The 19,141-nt window shown below is 55.1% G+C and carries 14 protein-coding genes; 8 read left to right on the top strand and 6 right to left on the bottom strand.

What is annotated here, in order from left to right; genetic code table 11:
- Positions 1 to 40 precede the first annotated feature (40 nt).
- The 3 genes from HDF09_RS19480 to HDF09_RS19470 form a co-directional block, all read right to left on the bottom strand.
- The gene (locus HDF09_RS19480) at positions 41 to 529 is read right to left on the bottom strand and encodes a hypothetical protein (protein WP_183769128.1); all 489 of its coding nucleotides are present in this window, start codon (positions 527 to 529) and stop codon (positions 41 to 43) included.
- Positions 505 to 1,107, bottom strand: a complete 603-nt coding sequence (locus tag HDF09_RS21410) for a glycerophosphodiester phosphodiesterase family protein (RefSeq protein ID WP_406705107.1) — start codon at positions 1,105 to 1,107, stop codon at positions 505 to 507. Before HDF09_RS21410 ends, HDF09_RS19480 begins: the two co-directional genes overlap by 25 nt.
- Positions 1,108 to 1,341: 234 nt before the next feature.
- On the bottom strand, positions 1,342 to 2,445 hold the full coding sequence (locus HDF09_RS19470; protein ID WP_183769126.1) for a hypothetical protein: 1,104 nt from the start codon (positions 2,443 to 2,445) through the stop codon (positions 1,342 to 1,344).
- Between the two features lie 388 nt (positions 2,446 to 2,833).
- Here HDF09_RS19470 and pdxR point away from each other — a divergent pair, with 388 nt between their 5' ends.
- Positions 2,834 to 4,312, top strand: a complete 1,479-nt coding sequence (pdxR, locus tag HDF09_RS19465; protein ID WP_183769125.1) for a MocR-like pyridoxine biosynthesis transcription factor PdxR — start codon at positions 2,834 to 2,836, stop codon at positions 4,310 to 4,312.
- Between the two features lie 325 nt (positions 4,313 to 4,637).
- A complete protein-coding gene (locus HDF09_RS19460) occupies positions 4,638 to 8,174 on the top strand; it encodes a TonB-dependent receptor (protein WP_183769124.1) in 3,537 nt (1,178 codons plus the stop codon).
- Between the two features lie 521 nt (positions 8,175 to 8,695).
- Here the strand turns inward: HDF09_RS19460 and HDF09_RS19455 are convergent.
- Together HDF09_RS19455 and HDF09_RS19450 are read right to left on the bottom strand one after the other, a co-directional pair.
- The gene (locus HDF09_RS19455) at positions 8,696 to 9,160 is read right to left on the bottom strand and encodes a vanadium-dependent haloperoxidase (protein WP_183769123.1); all 465 of its coding nucleotides are present in this window, start codon (positions 9,158 to 9,160) and stop codon (positions 8,696 to 8,698) included.
- A gap of 5 nt (positions 9,161 to 9,165) precedes the next feature.
- Complete coding sequence (locus HDF09_RS19450; protein ID WP_183769122.1) at positions 9,166 to 9,699, bottom strand: TetR/AcrR family transcriptional regulator; 534 nt, start codon at positions 9,697 to 9,699, stop codon at positions 9,166 to 9,168.
- Positions 9,700 to 9,778: 79 nt separating this feature from the next.
- Here HDF09_RS19450 and HDF09_RS19445 point away from each other — a divergent pair, with 79 nt between their 5' ends.
- The 4 genes from HDF09_RS19445 (at position 9,779) to HDF09_RS19430 (ending at position 12,880) form a co-directional block, all read left to right on the top strand.
- Positions 9,779 to 10,246: a hypothetical protein gene (locus HDF09_RS19445; RefSeq protein ID WP_183769121.1), complete on the top strand. Its 468-nt coding sequence runs from the start codon at positions 9,779 to 9,781 to the stop codon at positions 10,244 to 10,246.
- Positions 10,247 to 10,822: 576 nt separating this feature from the next.
- On the top strand, positions 10,823 to 10,987 hold the full coding sequence (locus HDF09_RS19440; RefSeq protein WP_183769120.1) for a hypothetical protein: 165 nt from the start codon (positions 10,823 to 10,825) through the stop codon (positions 10,985 to 10,987).
- Positions 10,988 to 11,213: 226 nt separating this feature from the next.
- Complete coding sequence (locus tag HDF09_RS19435; RefSeq protein ID WP_221270220.1) at positions 11,214 to 12,296, top strand: hypothetical protein; 1,083 nt, start codon at positions 11,214 to 11,216, stop codon at positions 12,294 to 12,296.
- A complete protein-coding gene (locus HDF09_RS19430) occupies positions 12,284 to 12,880 on the top strand; it encodes a hypothetical protein (protein WP_183769119.1) in 597 nt (198 codons plus the stop codon). The genes HDF09_RS19435 and HDF09_RS19430 overlap by 13 nt, the downstream gene beginning before the upstream one ends.
- Positions 12,881 to 13,201: 321 nt before the next feature.
- On the opposite strand, the gene HDF09_RS19425 is transcribed toward HDF09_RS19430, so the two are convergent.
- Positions 13,202 to 13,804, bottom strand: coding sequence for a TetR/AcrR family transcriptional regulator (locus HDF09_RS19425; protein WP_183769118.1), 603 nt, complete (start codon positions 13,802 to 13,804; stop codon positions 13,202 to 13,204).
- A 302-nt stretch (positions 13,805 to 14,106) separates the two neighbouring features.
- On the opposite strand from HDF09_RS19425, the gene HDF09_RS19420 reads away from it, so the two are divergent.
- Positions 14,107 to 15,573 (top strand): glycoside hydrolase 5 family protein, encoded by a 1,467-nt coding sequence (locus HDF09_RS19420; protein ID WP_183769117.1) that lies wholly within the window; start codon positions 14,107 to 14,109, stop codon positions 15,571 to 15,573.
- 140 nt (positions 15,574 to 15,713) lie between these two features.
- Positions 15,714 to 19,127, top strand: coding sequence for a TonB-dependent receptor (locus tag HDF09_RS19415; RefSeq protein ID WP_183769116.1), 3,414 nt, complete (start codon positions 15,714 to 15,716; stop codon positions 19,125 to 19,127).
- Positions 19,128 to 19,141: the final 14 nt, after the last annotated feature.

Here is a 19,141-nt window from a genome sequence, read left to right as displayed (position 1 = left end):
GACTTGAAGCCTTCACCTCGGCTATACACAAGGCGCATTATCAGCGCCCGTTAGCGGCCGCGACGGCAAGGAGGTCGCCGATTTTGTCAGTAATGATTCCTGAAACACCCATCTGGACCAGGCAAGCCATTTCGTCCTTGTCGTTGATGGTCCACGCGATCAAGGAATCGATGCGCACGCCTGCATTCTGTCCCGCGGGATCTGAATTGACCTGGTTTCTGCGACGGATGTCGTACTCTATGGTTCTCCGATAGATCCGCCATGGGAAGAGTGCGGCGACTGGTCTACCAACACTCGCCGCGGCATTGTGAAACAGCGAGCTTGTTGCATGGTCGACAGCGCTGTAGCTGAGAGGATTGAGTATCACTCCCGGGGGAAACTCCACGTCCCATGTAAAGACCAGCGAATAGCCCTTCACATCGGCGCGCGCTTTCATGACTTGCAAGACGAGGCTATCGGGAACCATCACCACTACATTGAATTGTCGCTGCCTCATTTCACCGCTCAACGCACGAATCTGGTCAGCCATGGGACCTGCATACCGCAGAGCGGAAGTTGCGGGCATCTGACGTCTATATACACGGTGCGGAGTTTCTCCCAATGAGTCGCTGCTGCGAAGAACTCGGGCAGTGTGGGAACTGTGAGGTCAATGTCCCCATGATCGATCTTCCACTTGATTGCGACTGCGGCGTCGCGCTCATCCTGGTACGAGAAGTGATCGCGAAAATCAGCGAGGGTGAGCTCGATGGTAGGCCTTCGCCACCCGTCATCTACCTCTGGCACCTGAGGCTTGAAAGCATTATCAGACTGAGCGATCTCAATCTGGCGGGTTACAGAGATGAGGTCATTTGGATCCCAATCGTGCCAGAGAATCAACTGTTCATCCGCAGTCATGCAGATGTCGATCTCAAGAGCGGTCGCTCCAAGGGTCAGAGCACGTTGGCAGGACTGCAATGTGTTCTCAGGCAGCTCGAGGGCAGACCCATGATGGGCAATAATCTGCAAAGACGCCGGCTCTACCGCCCTCGTTTTTGGACAACCCTGGAAGAGCGAAATGATCGTCCTGACCGCCTCGATGAGACTGGTCCGTTTTCTGCTATAAGCCACGCAGAGGAGCCGCCCGTATCTTTACCGGTGGCCTTCATGCAAAAGGTATGTCCAGAAACCAGAACCACTGTTCCGGATTCGCACTGCGGATAGCAACCGTCATGGCGAGCGTAGGAGGAGGAGTGATGATCTCACCTGCAGGAAGGGAACGCCTAACAGGCCAGTCCGTACGAGAGTTCGCCGAGAGCAAGACATACGCGAAACTGTAAACCTAAATCGAACACACTGCTCGGCTCAGTCCTGATAAGTCGACGGAGCGGGCAGGATCGAAAGACTCCACTGCGGCTCTTCAAGCTGGGAAGTGGCTATTTCGCTCCTCTCGCCCCGTTTTGCATTTGCAGCAATCGCTGCCTGGAGAGCGGGGACGTCGCGCAGGAGAGAGGCGGCTCGGGAGAGAGCGATGGCCCAGCGGGCGCGCTGGTATTGGTCGACGCGGGCGTAGGCTGGGAGTTCGGCGAGTACGGTGGGTGAGAACTCGACAGGGTCGCCGATCTTGACCTTGGCTGAGGTCTGGGAGATGTTTTTGAACATTTTTGCGGCGGCTTTGGAGCATTCGGAGCGTTGGTGCTCGTAGTCGGGGTCGACGGTGAGCTCGGCGCCGACGAAGCCGATATCCAGGGACGGTTTGGCGATTACGTTGCTGCGGATGTTCCCGACGAAGGAGCCGTCGGTGACGGAGCAGCCGACGGTGAGGTCGAAGTTGGCAGCGGTGCCGACGGTGTGGAGAACGATCTCGTTGTTCTGGAGCTCGCACTGGACGGAGATGGTTTTGTTGACGAAGTGGGGGTGCTGTTTGGTGAAGGTGCCGGCAAGGACGTCGACGGAGAGGGTGGTGTTGGATGTGACGGGTTGGCCTTCGACGGTCCAGGCGAGGACGGGGGTGCGATAGCGCTGAGTTTCGATACGGAGGCGGACGATCTCGTCGCGGTGGACGATGGTGTACTTGTAGTCCTTCTGGGCGAGGCAGCACTGGGGGAGGATGTCGCAGAGGCGGCTGTCTTCGGGATCGGAGCGGAAGGTTCCGTTTTCGACGGTGCGCTTGTCGGGCTTGATGGCGCCATTGATGCGGGCCTGGTAGTCGCGGTCGATGGGGATGACGGTGGCTCCGTACTGATTGGACCAGTAGGCCTGGACGTGGACGCCGCTGACCCAAGCGGTCTGTTGTTGATTGTTGGAGATGGCGGCATCGCCGATCTCGCCGCCGGGGGATCGCCGGCGTACCAGGTGCTTAATTCTGGGTGCTTCTCCAGTAGAATCTCGGTCGTGAGTGTCGGCCCGAAGTCGGCGTACTTCGATCGGACGTGCTCGACCGCCTACTCGCGTAAGCCGGAGTTCCACTGGCGGTTGGAGGCACGTCCTCGAGCCTGGTGGACCAGCGCTCCGCGCCTTCCTCATCCCTTTAGTGTCACTTCTAATGGCCGGACCGTGACATTTTTAAAGAGCGGCTACAATCTCACTATACATAAGCTGCGTTATCGACCACCGTACATTGAAAGAGAACGCAAGGTGGGTATTTAAATCCCGATTCGCTCGAGCTCATCGAACGAGATCGAGGGGGGATAGTCTCTAATCTCCCTGACTGCGATCCATTCGCCTTTGAACCTGGATAAACCAACTACCTGAGCTTATAAGATCGTTAGTATAGATAAAGTTGGAATTCCTCGCTCGAGAGTTGTTCTCGCTCTCTTGATTGGGAGCCTTAGTATTCCTGGTGGCCTTCTAAACTATGGAAGTCGCTCTCGCTCTGGACCGTAACTCGTCTGTAGCTCTTTATCGCCAAATCTACAATGGTTTGCGCGAAGGCATCGTCTCGGGAAGGTTCGAGGCGGGCACCCGACTTCCGGCTTCGCGTGCGTTTGCTACTTCACTCGGAGTCTCGCGTATTACGGTGACTGAATGCTACGACCGATTGATTTCGGAGGGATATCTAGAAACCCGGCGAAGTTCGGGAACATTCGTTTGCACCCGATTGCCTGAGTTGGACCTTTATGCATCCGGTGCGACAATCGACCATCACACCCAAGGTCAGCGTGATGTGCCGATGCGGCTGTCCCGCTATGGGGCATCGGTCAATACACCACTTCTGCCTCCCGTCTCTCCCGAGATAATTCGTCTCGATCGGCCTGGCCCCGATGTACGGGCATTTCCGAAGAAGCTCTGGACGCACCTCTGTACCCGTCGCATGCAGGGAGAATGCCCAGATCTCCTACAGTACACACTGGAATCTAACGGAAACACTGAGCTGCGCGTTGCCGTTGCTCAGTATCTGCAAAAGTCGCGCGCGGTCGTATGCGATCCAAGTCAGATCGTGATCGTCAACGGATCACAACAGGCAATTTACCTCGCTGCTCGGGTTTTACTGGACGAATCCGATTTCGTCGCGATTGAGAGTCCGGGCTATCGTTTTGCCAGTCAGGTCTTTGCTTCACAGGGCGCAAACTTGTTGCCGATCCCGGTCGATAGGAATGGGATGCAAATTGCTCAACTCAAAAAGCATCGCGATAAATATCCAAAGCTCGTCTATATAACGCCTTCGCACCAGTATCCTCGTGGCGTCTCACTCTCGGTCCCACGCCGGATGGATCTTTTAGGTTGGGCCAAGGATGTTGGCTCATTGATTCTGGAGGATGATTACGATAGTGAATACCGATATAACGAAAGACCCATCCCCTCTGTACAAGGTATGGTGCCGAATGCCCCCGTACTTTATGTTGGAACGTTTTCGAAGTTGCTATTTCCTACTTTGAGACTGGGGTATCTCGTGGTTCCACGCGCTTTTCAAGATGTCTTTGCCAGAGCCAAACTGTTCTGCGACCTTCAAAGCTCGTCCATTGATCAGAGCGTCCTCGCAGACTTTTTAAATGAGGGGCATCTCGAACCATACGTTCGTAAGATGCGAATTATCTATGGCCGCAAACGCGCTCTGCTCATCGAATCACTGCGAAGACACTTTGGACGCAGAATAACAATCTATGGCGATGAAGCTGGAATGCATCTCCTGGCCGACTTCCAGACCAGCCTTTCCGAGGACGACGCCTTCGATCGCGTGCTCGCAGCGGGAGTGCGGGTAGAGCGCCTTTATTGGCATGGAAGTTCAGCGATCCAGCGTGCCGGACATGTGCAATTTGTCTTTGGGTTCGCAGCGATCAGCGAAAGCGACATAGTTCTTGCGGCCGAACGTCTCGCGCATGCGTTTCTTTTGTAGACGTGCGGCTGACTTTGAGATCCCAGCACACACCAGTTTCTTCGCATGGAAGTGCTCTCCGATCTTCTGATTGTCCGAAATCTCCCGTAACAATGACACATCGACTTAGCTCCAGCTCGCTCACTGGCTCATTTCGATGATGCGGGTCTATCCATTCCGAGCTGGCCACTGATTGCAGGCCGCGAGAAGTCGTGATGCCTGCGGCACTGGATATAGCAAAGTATTTCGAACTGGCTCTGTGATTTCAAGTGATGTGATTCTAAGGTTGATCCCGCATGTATGTACTAAACGACCTCAAAACAGAAGCATCCGGGAGAAGCAAACCATGAAACGTAACTTGATCAATACGATTGACCGCATAGGCCAGTGCGGACGCGCAATGTTCCAGAGATGGAGGCGACCAGCCTTTCTCTTGGCGCTCTCGATCCTCTTTACCGCAACGGCCCTCGGCCAACTGAACACCGCCGACATCCTCGGCACAGTACAAGATGTCACCGGAGCAGTCGTCCCAAACGCCACTGTGACCCTGAACAACTTGGGAACCAACGAAAAGCGCACCACACAGTCCAACAGCTCTGGCGAATACAATTTCACGCTCCTTCCTGTCGGACACTACTCCGTTACCGTCAAAGCCGGAGGCTTCAAGGCGTCAACCACCAAAGATATCGCGGTGGAGGCAGGTGACCGCGCGCGTAACGACATCCACCTGCAGCTTGGTTCAGAGTCAACCACCATCGAAGTCACTGCAAGCACGCCTCTTCTCCAGGCGGATAACGCTACCGTCAGCTCAACTGTGTCGGCAAGGGCAGTGCAGGACCTTCCCTTGAACGGCCGCAACTTCGTTCAGCTCGTTGATCTCGTTCCGGGCGCCAACGAGGGCGCCGGTAACGGACTTAGCAGCGGTATGCGTCCAGATGATCGCCGCTCCAACGCCGCCGGTTTATCCGTCAACGGTCAGGACGATACGCTCAACAACTGGGTGGTGGATGGAGTCGACGATAACGAACGTATTATCGGAACTATCGGAGTCAAGCCGAACGTCGAAGGCATCCAGGAGATCACGGTCCAGACCAACAACTATGCAGCAGAAGTGGGACGCACTGCCGGCGGTGTCGTCAATGTCGTCACGCGCTCTGGAACGAACACTTTCCACGGTAGCGTATATGAGTTCTTCCGTAACAATATCTTCGACGCCCGCAACGTGCTTCAGACCACCGGAAACCAACCCGAACTGCGCCAGAACCAGTATGGCGGCAGCATCGGCGGACCGGTCTTCAAAGACAAAATGTTCTTCTATTTTGACTATGAAGGATTCCGGCAGGTTAGCGGTGTCACAGATACCGGCACCGTACCAACTCTCGCTGAGTACGACGACATTAACAGCCTCAACGGTGGATCGCCCCAAGCGCTGCTGTCGACCAGCAACGGCACACTGACTCCTTCGGGTGGATATCTCACCAGCCCGAATCTCGTCAATGGCATTAATCCGCTCACCCTAGCTTATTTGAAACTCTTCCCTGCGCCGACGAACCCTGCTGCCGCGGCCGGTTCGCCAAATTTCACGATCAGCCCAAACAAAACACAAAACTACAACACCTACGACGCTCGAGTCGATTACAAGTTCAACGACAGCAACATGGTATTTGCACGCTTTAGCTATAACACCGTCAACACCTTTACACCGCCGAACTTTGGAATCGTGAATGGCCTCGAGATCAGCGGCGGCAGATTCAACTTTGACGGTCCGGCAACCGATGTGGCCCAACAGTATGTCCTGGGGTACACTCACATCTTCACGTCAGCCCTCCTGCTCGACCTTAGGGCGGCGTTCACTCGGATCAACAATCTCTCCCTTCCGCTCAACTACGGACTGAATGCTGATCAGACTGTTGGATTTGCCGCAAGCATGACCTCCTTCAGTCCTTTCGCCAACTCCCTGACGCCGGTTTCAGTTGGCCCCTTCGGCGACATAGGCGACGGCGCCTATGTTCCTCTTCAGGACATCGACAACACCTTCCTCTACTCCGGTGTAGTGAGCTGGACCAAGGGCAACCACAGCATCAAAGCAGGTCTCGCCCTTATTCGCAGGCAGGCTCGTAACGTTCAAAGTGCTTCCGCAGTCGGTGCCTATCAATTCAATCTGCCCAGCGATAGCGCCTCTACCCAGTTACAGACCCAGAACAACCAGCTCGCATCGACCTTGGTCGGAGCCTACGCATCAGAGACCCGCAACTTCAACCTCTTTCCTCCCGACTACCGTAGCTGGGAGCCCAGTGGCTTCGTGCAGGATAGTTGGAAGGTTAGCCCGAAGTTGACGGTGCTCGCAGGCATTCGTTACGACGTCTTCACTCCTTTCACCGAAGCACATAACCGTATTTCGAACTTCGATTTCCCAGAGGCTGTCACCTTATCCCCTGCAAACATAGGAAACGCATTGAAGATAGCCAATCTTAACGGCGTCAACTCACAGGTAAACATTTCCACCACCTACTCAAACGTCGCCCCGCGCCTCGGTTTCTCAGCAGAGTTGACCCCGGGAACCGTCGTGCGCGGTGGCTATGGAATAAGCTACTTCCCCGGCAACTACACCTCCAACGCCGACCTGAAGAACCCCCCGTTCACCTCAATCTTCAGCCCCAACTGCCAGTCCACCATTGCGGTTCAGATTGAAACGAATCAGGGTGCTCTTGCGGGCCAAAATCCAGACTGCGCGACGATAGGTGCACCCGGAGTGATCAACGAGGGACTGCCAACCCCTGTTCCACCCAACATAGCCGACCTGGCCGGCATTACTGGTCTGGCGTTCGTAGCCGAAGCTCCGAAGTTCAAGTCGGCGATGATCCAGCAGTTTAATGTGCAGGTCCAGCAGCAGTTCGGCGCCAACGTCTTCACAATCGGTTATGTCGGTAACGTCGGCCAGCACCTGCCGGAATCAATCAACAACATCAACCAACCCTCGCCGTTCAACCCCTTAGCTCCGATAGGTAGCCCGTCCAATCCTGTGGGAGGAGTACATCAGCTCAACGCCCAGCTTCCCAATGTCGGTACCGTTAGCTATATCCAGAGCGAGGGTATATCGAACTACAACGGTCTGCAGACATCCTTCCAGCGTCGCTTTACCAAAGGACTGGCATTCGATGCGAACTACACCTGGAGCAAGGCTCTGAGCGACATCACCGGCTTCTCTCAGCAAGGGAGCAACCAGGGTTGGAGCGATGCAGATCCAACCCGCATTCGTCAGATCGAGTACGGCACTTCGGAGACCAACATTCAAAATCGCTTCGCTCTCAGCTTGAACTACGAACTTCAGTACGGGAAAGACTTCACAGGAGTCAAGAAAGCCCTTCTCTCTGGATGGCAAGCCAACACGATTGTGGTCTGGCAGAGTGGCAAGCCTTTCACCATCGTCGAAACCGGCGCAGGCGCCGACAATCCTATCGAGAGCGACGGCATAGCACACGGTTTCAACAATCGTGCGACCCCGCAAAACAGCTCAGGGCAGGATCGTCCCAACCAGATCATGGACGCTCGGCTCGGTCACAAGACCAATTCGCACTTCTTCAACACGGCAGCATTTGCCCCTCAACCACTCGGTACAGTTGGCACTGCTCAACGCAACTCGCTGTTCGGGCCAAACTTCCGCCACGTAGACCTGTCCATCTTCAAAACCTTTCCCGTCACAGAACGTCTGGGAGTCCAGTTCCGCGCTGAGTCCTACAACATCTCAAACACGCCAAACTTCTACATGCCAAACGGCAACTCAGGCGATGCGTTTGGAAACTCGGCCTTCGGACAGATCTCGGCAACAGATCCAAACTACATTCCTCGGCAGTACCAGTTTGCACTCAAAGCGCTGTTCTAAATTTCAATCCAACATATTCGACCGGCGGCGACGAGACTTCCTCTCTTCGCCGCTGGTTCTCGCCGCAAAAAGCGCGAGATGAGAACTGGCCGGAATCACCATAGGTCTTCAATTGCGAAGGGAAGAAGATCATTGATTCGCTGCGTTATAGGAACATCGTTGATGCGGTACATGATCACGATACACTGTTCGCGATGCGGGCCTAGCCATCACTTCTTAGCCTTCGACGGCATCCAATTGGCCGGCAAGTGCAAACTCGATAAGGAGTGGCCGATCCCTACCGAGATACTTCGTGCTCGCTCAGACGTGACGTTTTTCGGCCACAGTCATCCATTCATGCCACTGCGTTTTCTGCGTTGAAACGTCCGCCGGAGCTGTTTCCCAAATCGTTCGGATGCGTCGTCCAGGCACAGAAGGGCACAACTTCTGGAGAGACTTTTGCGGTCTCGCTTTGGGCAAAACCTGACCGCACAATCCCCGGCCGCATGACACGAATGGAGTGTCGTTCTCAAGCTGATCAATTAATTATCATCCCAGTGATCATCCCAGCCATCATCGTGCACAGCACGCAAGTTATTCTTGTAGACTGCTTTGCCGACAGCCCGCCCCAAGCGTGCTCCCACGTCCTGGTCGAATCGAAAATGTATTCCGCCGTAAACGCGAGCGTCGGAGACGTCGTCGGAAATCTGCCTAAACGAGGTGTATTGCAAGACGATGGTGGACACTGCGGGGTTTGACAACGTGATCGAATGTCCACCTTCGCCGTAAAGACGTCTCAGGACCTCGGCCCCCCCACTGCTTGCGCTGCCGTGGTTTGAGGGATAGCTGGGGAAACATGGGGTCACGATGAATGGGACGAAGTCCGGATCGGGGTCGGTTCTCGGATTGCCGTCCGTGTCGCCTGCACGGATCGCGGTTTCGGGGCGCCAAAAGTTGTAGTGGTACTTGTTGAAGAATGTAGCGACCGAGCTGTCGTTTATCGCCATATTGATCAGTGCCAGAGCTTCTGCCGAATGCTCTCTAGAATCTCATCCGAAAGTCGCGGATCTTTTACCGCGCGTGCCAGCACGACTCCGCCTAATAACGCGGCTGTCTGAAAGATGGCTTCTTCACGATCTCCGCCGCTTGCGGCGAGAATCTCCTCGAGTCCCCTCTCGAACGTTGCCTTGAGTTCAGGTGTGGAGCGAGCTACTTCAGGCCCCAGTGCAGCCATAGTGCAGCCATAACCGGGATTATCACGGTGTCGGACAGCCAGGTAACGTTCAGCGTATGCACGTCTACCCTTTTTTGTTGCGCCGTCGCTTTGAGCGCGGTCTCTCGAGACTTCCTGGCCGTACGCAACTGCAGCCTCCTGAAGCTCTTGCTTGGAGGTGAAGTGCGCGTAGAACGCGCCGTGTGTAAGGCCTGCGGCCTTCATTACCTCGCCAACACTGACGTTTTCGAATCCCCGTTCGCGGAAAAGGCGCGAGGCCTCTTTCACAATGAGTTCATGCTTGGCGGCGGTTTCTTTGGCTGGGTAACGCATCTTTTCTGAATCTCCCATTCATGATGGGCATCATATCAAAATGTATGACGCCCGTCCTAGATGGGCACAGGGAGGAAATATGGCTACCATCCACCTTCACCAGGCCACATCTCTTACGCCCGAGCAGTACATCGCTGGTCTTACCGATTTTGGGCCCGGCCGATCAGCGCTGTTCGGAAACAGCGCCGACGAATATCTCAAGGTGCATCAGCTTGGCCATGCCCAAGCTGACGTCACCGAAGGCTCCGGAGGCGTGTGGGAGCGGCTGCAATACGACTGGTCCGAACCGAACAATGTCGTCCTTACCACCACAGACTCCAACATATGGGGCGGCGCCTCTGGCCATAACTACACATTTATTCGTCATTCCGACGGTACCACCGACATTGACGTTGTGGTCACACGCGAGGGTAAAAACCTTAAAGGACACCTGCTCGGTTTCGTCCTCGAAACCATTGGCAGGAGCGTTCTGGAGAAGGCATTCGTAAACAGCATTAAGGCGATTGAAGCGAGGAATGGCATAGTGACGCAACCGAGCGCGGCATGAGCCGCACATCTGAGCCACGGACCGAAATAGCTACGGTAAATTCATTTAGTCATTGATCGCAGTAGTCAGAGTCTCAATTGAGGACTTCAGGGCAATGCGCTCATCGATCTATTCAGATCGATCTGTGTTTTGGGCAAATGGACGAAAAACCGGCTTGTCGGACAAGTGGTTGCGGTCAATCGACCCTTTACGGCCTTCTCAATGAGCGCTAAATCGCCAATGCACTCATCGAGGAAATCGATTAATACTGATATATCGGCTTCTCCTTAGAGAGCTGGTTTTCACCAATCCGACCACTTCCTTCGGCGCGTTTCTAATTAGTGATGCGAGAGACTCTTCTGGACCTGTTTCTAGCGTATGCGAGTGGCGGCGACCTAGACCGACAATGAACTCCGAATGAAGCCTGAGAGCTTTCAGTCGGCCTTTCTGCTTCCCCTCGGTGATTGAGCAACCTATCCACTCAAGCTAACCCCTCAAAAAAACGATTTTTCGTGTTCAGCTTATCGCGGCGCAAATCCGATGACCCTTTCCACACTTTGGAAGAGGTCACAGCGTTCTAGTTCGTTGAAGAGTTGTTTGGAAAGAGCATTTGGTAGCAAATTGGTAGCAAATTTCAGCTCTCAAAATGAAGGAGGCTTTGCTCGTAATTTACAACTTGCTGAATTTTATGGAGTTATTGGTGGACCTGATCTGGATCGAACCGATGACCTCTTCCATGCCATGGAAATGTCAAAATCGTAAGTTATTGACGGTAAAGCAGTTATTAGCCGGTATAACCGGCAAAACCGGCCCAATTAGCGGTCTTTGACACCAAATTGACACCAAATTTTTAGGGCCGTGAGCTGGGTCGTGGCGGGCCAGCTCACAATCACTCCACAGTTCCTCTGTCTGATCGCGGGATAGTTGAAGCGTTTCCCTAGCCACATCGGGGATAGCGTTATTTCAATTAATATGATACTTTCAACAAATGTTGAAAGCTGGCATTTCGGTGAAAGAGGACGAACAGCAGGCGGCCTCATTCCTGAAAGAGCTCCTGGATAGAGTCCCAAGTCTAACCGTGAAATCGGTAGACGTTGAAGCTCTTGGCGATAACGATAGAGGGATTGATATACTCGTCCGCGTTCACTCCGGCAAACAGGATTACCTCCTGGTGTGTGAGGTCAAACGCAGCGGCCAACCTCGATTTGCGAGAGACGCAATCCACCAACTAAAGGCCTACATTGCCCGTTTCAAAAAGGAGGCAATTCCGATCCTGATTGCTCCTTTCTTGACGAGTGCGACCCAGGATCTCTGCCGAGCTGAAGGCGTCGGCTATCTAGATTTTGAGGGCAACGCCCACATCGCCTTTGGGCCGGTCTACATCGAAAGATCAACCGCCAGTAAGCCTGACAGCGAAAAGCGCGAATTTCGTTCTCTCTTCAAACCGCGTTCCGCGCAAGTTTTGCGTGTTCTCCTTCGGGATCCAAAGCAAATTTGGAAGCTCTCTGAACTGTCCGAGCAATCGGGAGTCAGTATTGGTCATGTCAGCAACGTTCGCAATGCGCTTCAAGACCGGGAATGGATCGAGGATGGGAGCGCCGGAATTCAGCTCAAGTCGCCAGACTTGCTCCTGGATGCATGGCGAGAGAGCTATCGGATTGGAGCCGTCGAAGAGCTGAAGTTCTACACCGTCCTCCACGGAAAAGCCTGGGATAGATCCGTTCGGGATTACTTCATGACTCACTCTTTCGACCACGTTGCACTGGCGTCCTTTTCTTCCGCACAGTGGATAGCACCATACGGGAGGTCATCGACTCACTTCTTCTACGCTGATCGCGAGTCGATCTCGGCTCTACAAGAATCCCTTGGGTTGAGCAAACCCGTGATGGGGGAGAACGTCATTGTCTGGATTCCGAAAGATGAGGGAGTTTTCACCGATTCGTTCGAAGTCGACGGGGCGATACGATGCACAAGCCCGCTCCAAACGTATCTCGATTTATCTCAGGCCGGCGACCGAGGGCTTGAGGCCGCCGACCATCTTCGAAAGGCTAAACTCGCATGGCAGATCTAGTCCCTCAAGAGCCGCAATCCGCAGATGATTATCAGGACCGAACCACCGCCGCAGTCAAAATGGTTCTCGTGGAAATCGGCCAGATCCTCGGCAGCTTTCGGGGCAAGTTTGCCGTCGTCGGAGGCTCGGTTCCCTGGCTCCTATTAGAGGATTCAGAGATGGAGCATGTCGGCACCCTCGACGTTGATCTAAACCTCGACGCGGAAGCGCTTCAGAACGGTGAATACGCGGACCTGATTAAGGCGCTAATGGGTCATCAATACGAGCAGACAGAGGACACTAAGGACTTCCAACTCCGGCGCATGGTTCCCGCTCGTGACGACGGAGATGACATCGACGTTCGTGTCGACTTCTTGATGCCGGCTCTATCACGGAGCCGTCTACCAGAGCGAACGGACCCGAAGGGTCAGAAATCAAACACAGCGGCACCCGATCTGGATCGCGTGCGTTGTCCACCCATTCATAGAGAATCCGGTTTAGAGATAAGAAAGTCCGGATATTGCGACATTCGGTGTCGTATTGCGAACCCACTACCAACACCCGCAATGGATTGTTGTCCTGAGCGTATTCACGGATCGCAGTGATGCGCTTGGTCATGGTACACACATCACCTTGTTCTCGGGAGTCGAGTCGAGCCCCAGATTTCTCTTTTGCGGCGATCCTAGCCCACCTCTCTACAGCTTCCGAACAGAGCCGGATCCCCATCGACGCTGAGCCAGGATGCGCAACGAAGGCGCGTACATGAACGCCTGATTCCTGGCTCACCGGCAAAGCCGATTCGTATCTGGACACCCCGGCGGAGACCAAAACGGGATTGATTCAATCCCTGACAAGGATCGCCAGGTCAATTGCAATGGAAATAACGTCACCTGGCAGTGACTTCGCAAATGATTATGAAGGAGCACTCATTGGCGAGGTGCTTTTCGTGGTATGAGGACTTTGTGCTCCGCGAACATTCTCAGCACCTGCTCTGCAATTGCAACGGCTGAGGATCTGCCAGCACTTGCTTTCCATAGGTCCGCTACCGTGTAGGTGATAGTGAGAAAGAGCAGGCGCACCGAGAGCACAACCTGTAGATCATCCTCAGGCAGATGGAGTTTCTCCGCCAAACGTGCGTTCAAATCCCGCTCCGATTGGGAAATAAGATCCCACACTCTTGCACGTGGCATTATGTTTTGATCGATGAGCGAGCGAACCCGCAGTATTTCCTCCGCATTCCTATCTTGCCATTTGGCCCATTCCAAGATTGCTTTGGCGAGTGCCTCCTCCACCGGGAGGTTCACCGCATGGAGGGAAAAGGATGCGATGAGGTCGTAACCGACCAACGGGTCAAGAAGGATCAGATCCTTAGTAAGAAAGTAGCGGTATAGGGTGGAAGGACTGACTTCGGCGGCTTCCGCGATCGCTTCCATGGTGGTCTGCTCGTAGCCATTGCGTCCGAATAGTTGCAATGCCTCGCTAAGAATCCTTTTTCGAGTTTTCTTCGCCTTTGCCTCTCGTAAACCCATGCCAGACATCTCCTTGCGCCGCAGTATCTTAACCTACATGCTCTTGCATCGAGGTGTTGACTGTCAAATGGAATTTACATTTAAAAGATAGTCATTGACAAATGAAAGTTACTATCATTATTATCCGGATCGCTGATCAACCCCGTCCTTTTCGTCCCTGAAAGCGAATAGCTAGAAGCGTATGCAAGATTCTTGCAGTTCAGGGCGTGGATGACAGATGTGGTTGGAGGACGATGATGTCGGGGAAAACTCACTTACTTAGGGGCACGTTCACTTCTGTGACCCTTTTGGCTTTGGCTGTGATGTCATTGTGTGCTCGGAGTTCGGCGCAAACCGGGCCCAACGATGAATTTGTCCAGCACGACGGAACCCGCCTGACCCTCGGCGGCGAACCCTTCCGTTACAGTGGCCCCAACATTGAGTGGCTCGGTATTGAGGCCTACGGCCCCTCTGAGAACATGGGCCCCCGCTATCCTACTCACTTTGAGGTTGACGACGCCCTCGACACCGCCAAAATGATGGGCGCCCGCGTCATCCGCGCGCAAACCCTCGGCGACAGCGTGGGCTGCGATCTCTGCATCGAGCCCAAGCCGGGCGAGTTCAATCCCGAGGCATTCAAGCCAATCGATTACGCAGTCAAGGCGGCGCACGATCGCGGGCTGCGCTACGTAGTCACTCTTATAGGTGACTGCACCTACTGCGACAACGGCGGCATCGGCCAGTACACCGAATGGGGCGGCAGCAAGAACATAAACGACTTCTTCAGTGACCCCAAACTGATCGCGATGTTCGAGAAGCACATCGCCGCGCTACTCAACCACAAGAGCACCCTCACCGGCATCGCGCTCAAAGACGATCCCACGATCATGGCCTGGGAAAACTGCAACATGTGCGGCATCGTCGCCATGATGTCCGGGTCCAAACAGGGCCCCGCTCTCATCAAGTGGGTCGAAACCATCGGCGCTTTCGTCAAGTCCATCGACAAGAAGCATGTCTACTCCGACAACAGCGGCCTGTTCCTCAAGAATCCCGATGTCCTCAACGACAAGACTCCCGACCTCGTCACCGCGGAGTACTATCCACATTTCAACCCGCTCTTCGGCATGGCGTTCGGAATCAAGAACACTGCAGATAGCTTTTCCAAGGACGCCGCACTCATCACATCGCATGGCAAAGCCTACTCCGCCTGCGAATACGGCTGGGACGTGAGCGACTGGCCCACCCAGGACGACTTCCGGCCTGCCCTGACCGCGATGGAGTCCGATCCCAATATCTCCGGCGACGGATTCTGGGCTCTCTACGCGCACGCCCCCGAGTACGGCTGGCAGCCCATGGTCATGCCCACAAACGACATTCGGCATGCTAAAGCCGTCGCCAGCGACACCGGCCAGTGGTGGTCGCTCTACTACGGCGGCATCGACACCCTGGTCAACTCCCGCGATGAGATGCGCGCCCGCGCCGAGATGCTCCGCACCCACGCCTTCAAAATGGCGGGCCTGCCTGTGCCCCCACACGCCATCCCGCCCGCGCCTGTCATCACCACCAAGAGCCTGGGCATCATCCGCTGGCGCGGGTCTGCCGGCGCGGTCAACTACAGCGTCGAACGCGCCGCATCCGCAGGCAAGTGGGAGCTCGTCTGCGACAAGTGCGCCATCGACTCCGACATGGGCTGGCCTGACCTCAGCCCCCAAGGCCTGATGGGTCCCAAGTATCGCGTTACCGCCTACAACGCCGACGGCAAAGCAAGCGAACCTTCGGCGGAACGTTAGCTCAAACACACGCAGAGATGCGAATGGTTCGCACGGGAATGTAGCAGGGGACAACAAAACCAGCAAACGTTCGGAGCGTTCTCTATTCTGCTCAAATTCCCGAGTTTCAAAGGAAACAACGAATCACTAGGAGAGCAACGATGCAACAAGGAATGTTCAATCGAAGTAGGCTGCTCCTGCGGGTTTTCGCTTTCGGGCTGGTGGCTCTCTGCGCTGGCTTCTCTGCCAGGTCTGGCGAGGCTCAACTCACCAACGGGGACGTTATTGGTACTGTCACCGATACAACCGGCGCTGTGATCCCTGGCGCCAAAGTGACGCTCACCAACACTGGAACTAAGGTTGCTGCTATCGCAACGACCAACGATACCGGGGATTACACGTTCAATCTGCTCAATCCGGGCCAATACACGGTGACCATCGAGGCCAAGGGTTTCAAGAAGTTAGTTATCCCTGGCTTCGCTCTCGCCGCCGGCGACCGTCTACGCGAAAACGAGAAGATGGAGCTCGGCAACGTGGCAGAGACAGTGGAGGTTACCGCTGCGGCACCGCTTCTGCAGACCGACAGCTCGACCGTGCAGAGTACCGTAACCGAGCAATCGGTGCAGAACCTGCCTCTCAATGGCCGCAATTTTATCAATCTTGTGCAGATGCAACCGGGCGTGAATGCGGGCTCGCCAAGCGCCATCTCCTCGGGGCAGCGCCCCAATGACCGCGCCGCAACCTCGACGGTTTCGGCCAATGGTCAGTCGGATCTGTACAACAACCATTTGATCGACGGCATGGACAACAACGTGCGCGCGCAGGGGCTCATAGGTGTCTCTCCCTCGATTGACGCCATCGCCGAAGTGCAGGTGCAGACCAACAACTCGAGCGCTGAAGTGGGCTTTGCCGCCGGTGCAGTGGTCAACGTTATCACTAAGTCGGGCACAAACGCTTTCCACGGATCGGCTTTCGAATATTTCCGTAACGACATTTTGAACGCACGCGATTGGTTTGCGAAGGTCGGAACGACTCCCAAGCCCGAATACCGCCAGAATCAGTTTGGTGGCAGCATCGGCGGCCCCATCGTGAAAAACAAGACGTTCTTTTTCGCCGATGTTCAGGACAACCGCGTGATTCAGGGGCTCTCCTCGGGTTTGCTCACTGTCCCGAGTGTCCGGGAGAACCCAGGCTGCCCTGGCAATACCACCGGCAACTACGACTTCAGCGATAACGGGGGCACCGTAGTGCCCTCCGCCTTTGCCAACCCAGTTGGCAAGGCTTACTTCTCGATGTTCCCATGCCCGAATATCTCCTCGACTGCGACTTTCAACAATTACTCGAGCGTTGTTAAGCAGCCGAGCATGACTCTCTCTCTTGACGGACGCATCGACCAGCACTTTTCGAACGGCGACACGCTCTTCGGTCGCTACTCCTACAACAATGTGAACGTCAACGCTCCGGGCTATTTCCCGGCAGTTACCGTACCCGGCATCAGCGCCCCGGTCTATCCTGGCGGCAATCTAGGCGGTTTCTCAGGCGATTCGACGACCAAGGCTCACGGTGTTGCGTTCGTCTACGATCACATGTTCACGCCCAACCTAGTAATGGAGCTCAAGGCAGGCCTTACGCGGATCGATATCTTCTCGAAGAACCTCAACTACGGCGAGAATGTTTCATCAGCGATTGGCCTTGAGAACGCCAACACGCCGGCGGCGCCGAATACTACGGGACTTGCGCCAACCTTCTTTCTCACGGGCGGGTACGCGAATCTGGGCGACTCGTTCTTCACGCCCATCATCAACACCAACAATACGTTCATCTACGACGGGGCGTTGATCTATACGCATGGGGCGCACAACTTCAAAGTTGGTGCGCAGATTACCCGCAGACAGCTTAATTATGCCCAAGCCACCTTTCCCCTGGGCTTTATCTTGTTTGCGGGCCTGACGGGAAATTCGGCGGAAGACATGTTGACCGGCTTGCCGCTCGGCTATCAGCGTGGAAATCTGCTTATCAATCCCGGATACAGAGCATGGGAAGAAGGTTACTATGCGCAGGATGACTGGCGTATCAACAGCAAGCTGACCCTGAACCTCGGTCTCCGCTACGACATCTTCACGCCCTTCACCGAGGCGCACAACCGGCAAGATAACTTCGACTACTCAACGCTTACCTTGATACAAGGATCAACGGACCCGCATGTCGGCGTTGCCACCAATCACGCGAACTTCGCGCCGCGAGTTGGATTTTCAGCTTCTGTGCGTCCTGGGACAGTGGTGCGCGGCGGTTATGGAATCAGCTATTACCCCATAAGTACCGCTCTAACCGGCAATCAAAATCCTCCCTACGCATACTCAAGCAACTGCGTCCCTTGCTTTGGCTGGTGGCCGAATCTGCCGGTGCCCACGGCATCGTCTACGACGAATCTCTCCGGATCGCTCACCGCTGTGTCTCGCAACTACAATACATCGTCGGTGCAGCAGTTCAACCTGATGGTGCAGCAGGAATTCGGCGCGAATGTCTTCACCCTGGGGGGCGTTGGCGAACTGGGCCGGCACGCCCTTTTCTCCTCTACCATCAACCTTCCCTACCCGAACGGGCCGTATGCCAACAACGCCACCACGGGACCGCAGGCGCCTCCTCCGCTTTTGACGGCGACTTCGCTGCCGAACGTGAGCACGATTGCGTATCAAAGCGGCGGTGCGACCAACAACTACTACGGCCTGCAGGCGGTCTTCGCCCGCCGGCTCACCAGCGGTCTCGAGTTCAATGTCAACTACACCTGGGCGCACGATCTGGGCAATGGATCTCCGGATGGCAACAGCGGGGGAAGTGGCATCGGCCTCCTTCCAACGAACCCACACTACGACTACGGCAATGCAAGCATCGACATCCGCCATCGTTTTGCCACCACCTGGACCTATGTGCTCCCATTCGGCAAAACAACGACGGGTGCCCTAGCGTTGCTCGCCAAGGGCTGGACCAGTAACGTGATCTTCTTTTGGCAGACGGGACAGCCATTCGAGGCGCTTAATGCCTGGACCAATGCGAACGGTTCCGCGCAGATCAATCTGCCCACCATCACCACCGACCGGCCCAGCATGGTCGCCGGCCAGGCCTACAAGGCCTCTAATGCAAGCCTTTCGAACTGGCTGAACCTGAATGCTTTTACGCCACAGCCTGCCGGGACTCCCGGCAATGAGGCGAGTTATCAGTTTTTCGGACCGCATACTCGGCGCGCGGATCTGTCGATCTTCAAGAACTTCGAGCTGCCCGAGAAGATGACGCTACAGTTTCGGGCCGAGGCCTATAACATTTCCAACACGCCAAACTTCCTGCCTCCAAATTCGACTATCAGCGGGTGGACGGAAGGAAAGCAACATGGTTTTCTGTACCCGATTCAAGCGGGAGACAATCCAAGCTTCTGCAGCGCTACGACCTCGGGTTGCACTTCGGTTGGATTGCTGCCGGGAGACACGCCCACGAGCGCTGGTGGCTTTGGCACAATTAGCTCGACCGTCCCCAACATCAACCCGCGACAGTTTCAGTTCGCGCTGAAGCTCCTGTTCTAACCCGTTCCGATGCG

The organism is Edaphobacter lichenicola (assembly GCF_014201315.1).
Classification (GTDB): domain Bacteria; phylum Acidobacteriota; class Terriglobia; order Terriglobales; family Acidobacteriaceae; genus Edaphobacter; species Edaphobacter lichenicola_B.
The sequence above is the reverse complement of the archived record's forward strand: the minus strand, read 5'-3'. Positions and strand labels throughout refer to the sequence as shown.

Bases quoted from the DNA above. Each gene is read 5' to 3' on its own strand.
- HDF09_RS19480 (WP_183769128.1), bottom strand. From the start codon at position 529: ATGGCTGACCAGATTCGTGCGTTGAGCGGTGAAATGAGGCAGCGACAA.
- pdxR (WP_183769125.1), top strand. From the start codon at position 2,834: ATGGAAGTCGCTCTCGCTCTGGACCGTAACTCGTCTGTAGCTCTTTAT.
- HDF09_RS19460 (WP_183769124.1), top strand. From the start codon at position 4,638: ATGAAACGTAACTTGATCAATACGATTGACCGCATAGGCCAGTGCGGA.
- HDF09_RS19455 (WP_183769123.1), bottom strand. From the start codon at position 9,160: ATGGCGATAAACGACAGCTCGGTCGCTACATTCTTCAACAAGTACCAC.
- HDF09_RS19450 (WP_183769122.1), bottom strand. From the start codon at position 9,699: ATGCGTTACCCAGCCAAAGAAACCGCCGCCAAGCATGAACTCATTGTG.
- HDF09_RS19445 (WP_183769121.1), top strand. From the start codon at position 9,779: ATGGCTACCATCCACCTTCACCAGGCCACATCTCTTACGCCCGAGCAG.
- HDF09_RS19435 (WP_221270220.1), top strand. From the start codon at position 11,214: ATGTTGAAAGCTGGCATTTCGGTGAAAGAGGACGAACAGCAGGCGGCC.
- HDF09_RS19430 (WP_183769119.1), top strand. From the start codon at position 12,284: ATGGCAGATCTAGTCCCTCAAGAGCCGCAATCCGCAGATGATTATCAG.
- HDF09_RS19425 (WP_183769118.1), bottom strand. From the start codon at position 13,804: ATGGGTTTACGAGAGGCAAAGGCGAAGAAAACTCGAAAAAGGATTCTT.
- HDF09_RS19420 (WP_183769117.1), top strand. From the start codon at position 14,107: ATGTCATTGTGTGCTCGGAGTTCGGCGCAAACCGGGCCCAACGATGAA.
- HDF09_RS19415 (WP_183769116.1), top strand. From the start codon at position 15,714: ATGCAACAAGGAATGTTCAATCGAAGTAGGCTGCTCCTGCGGGTTTTC.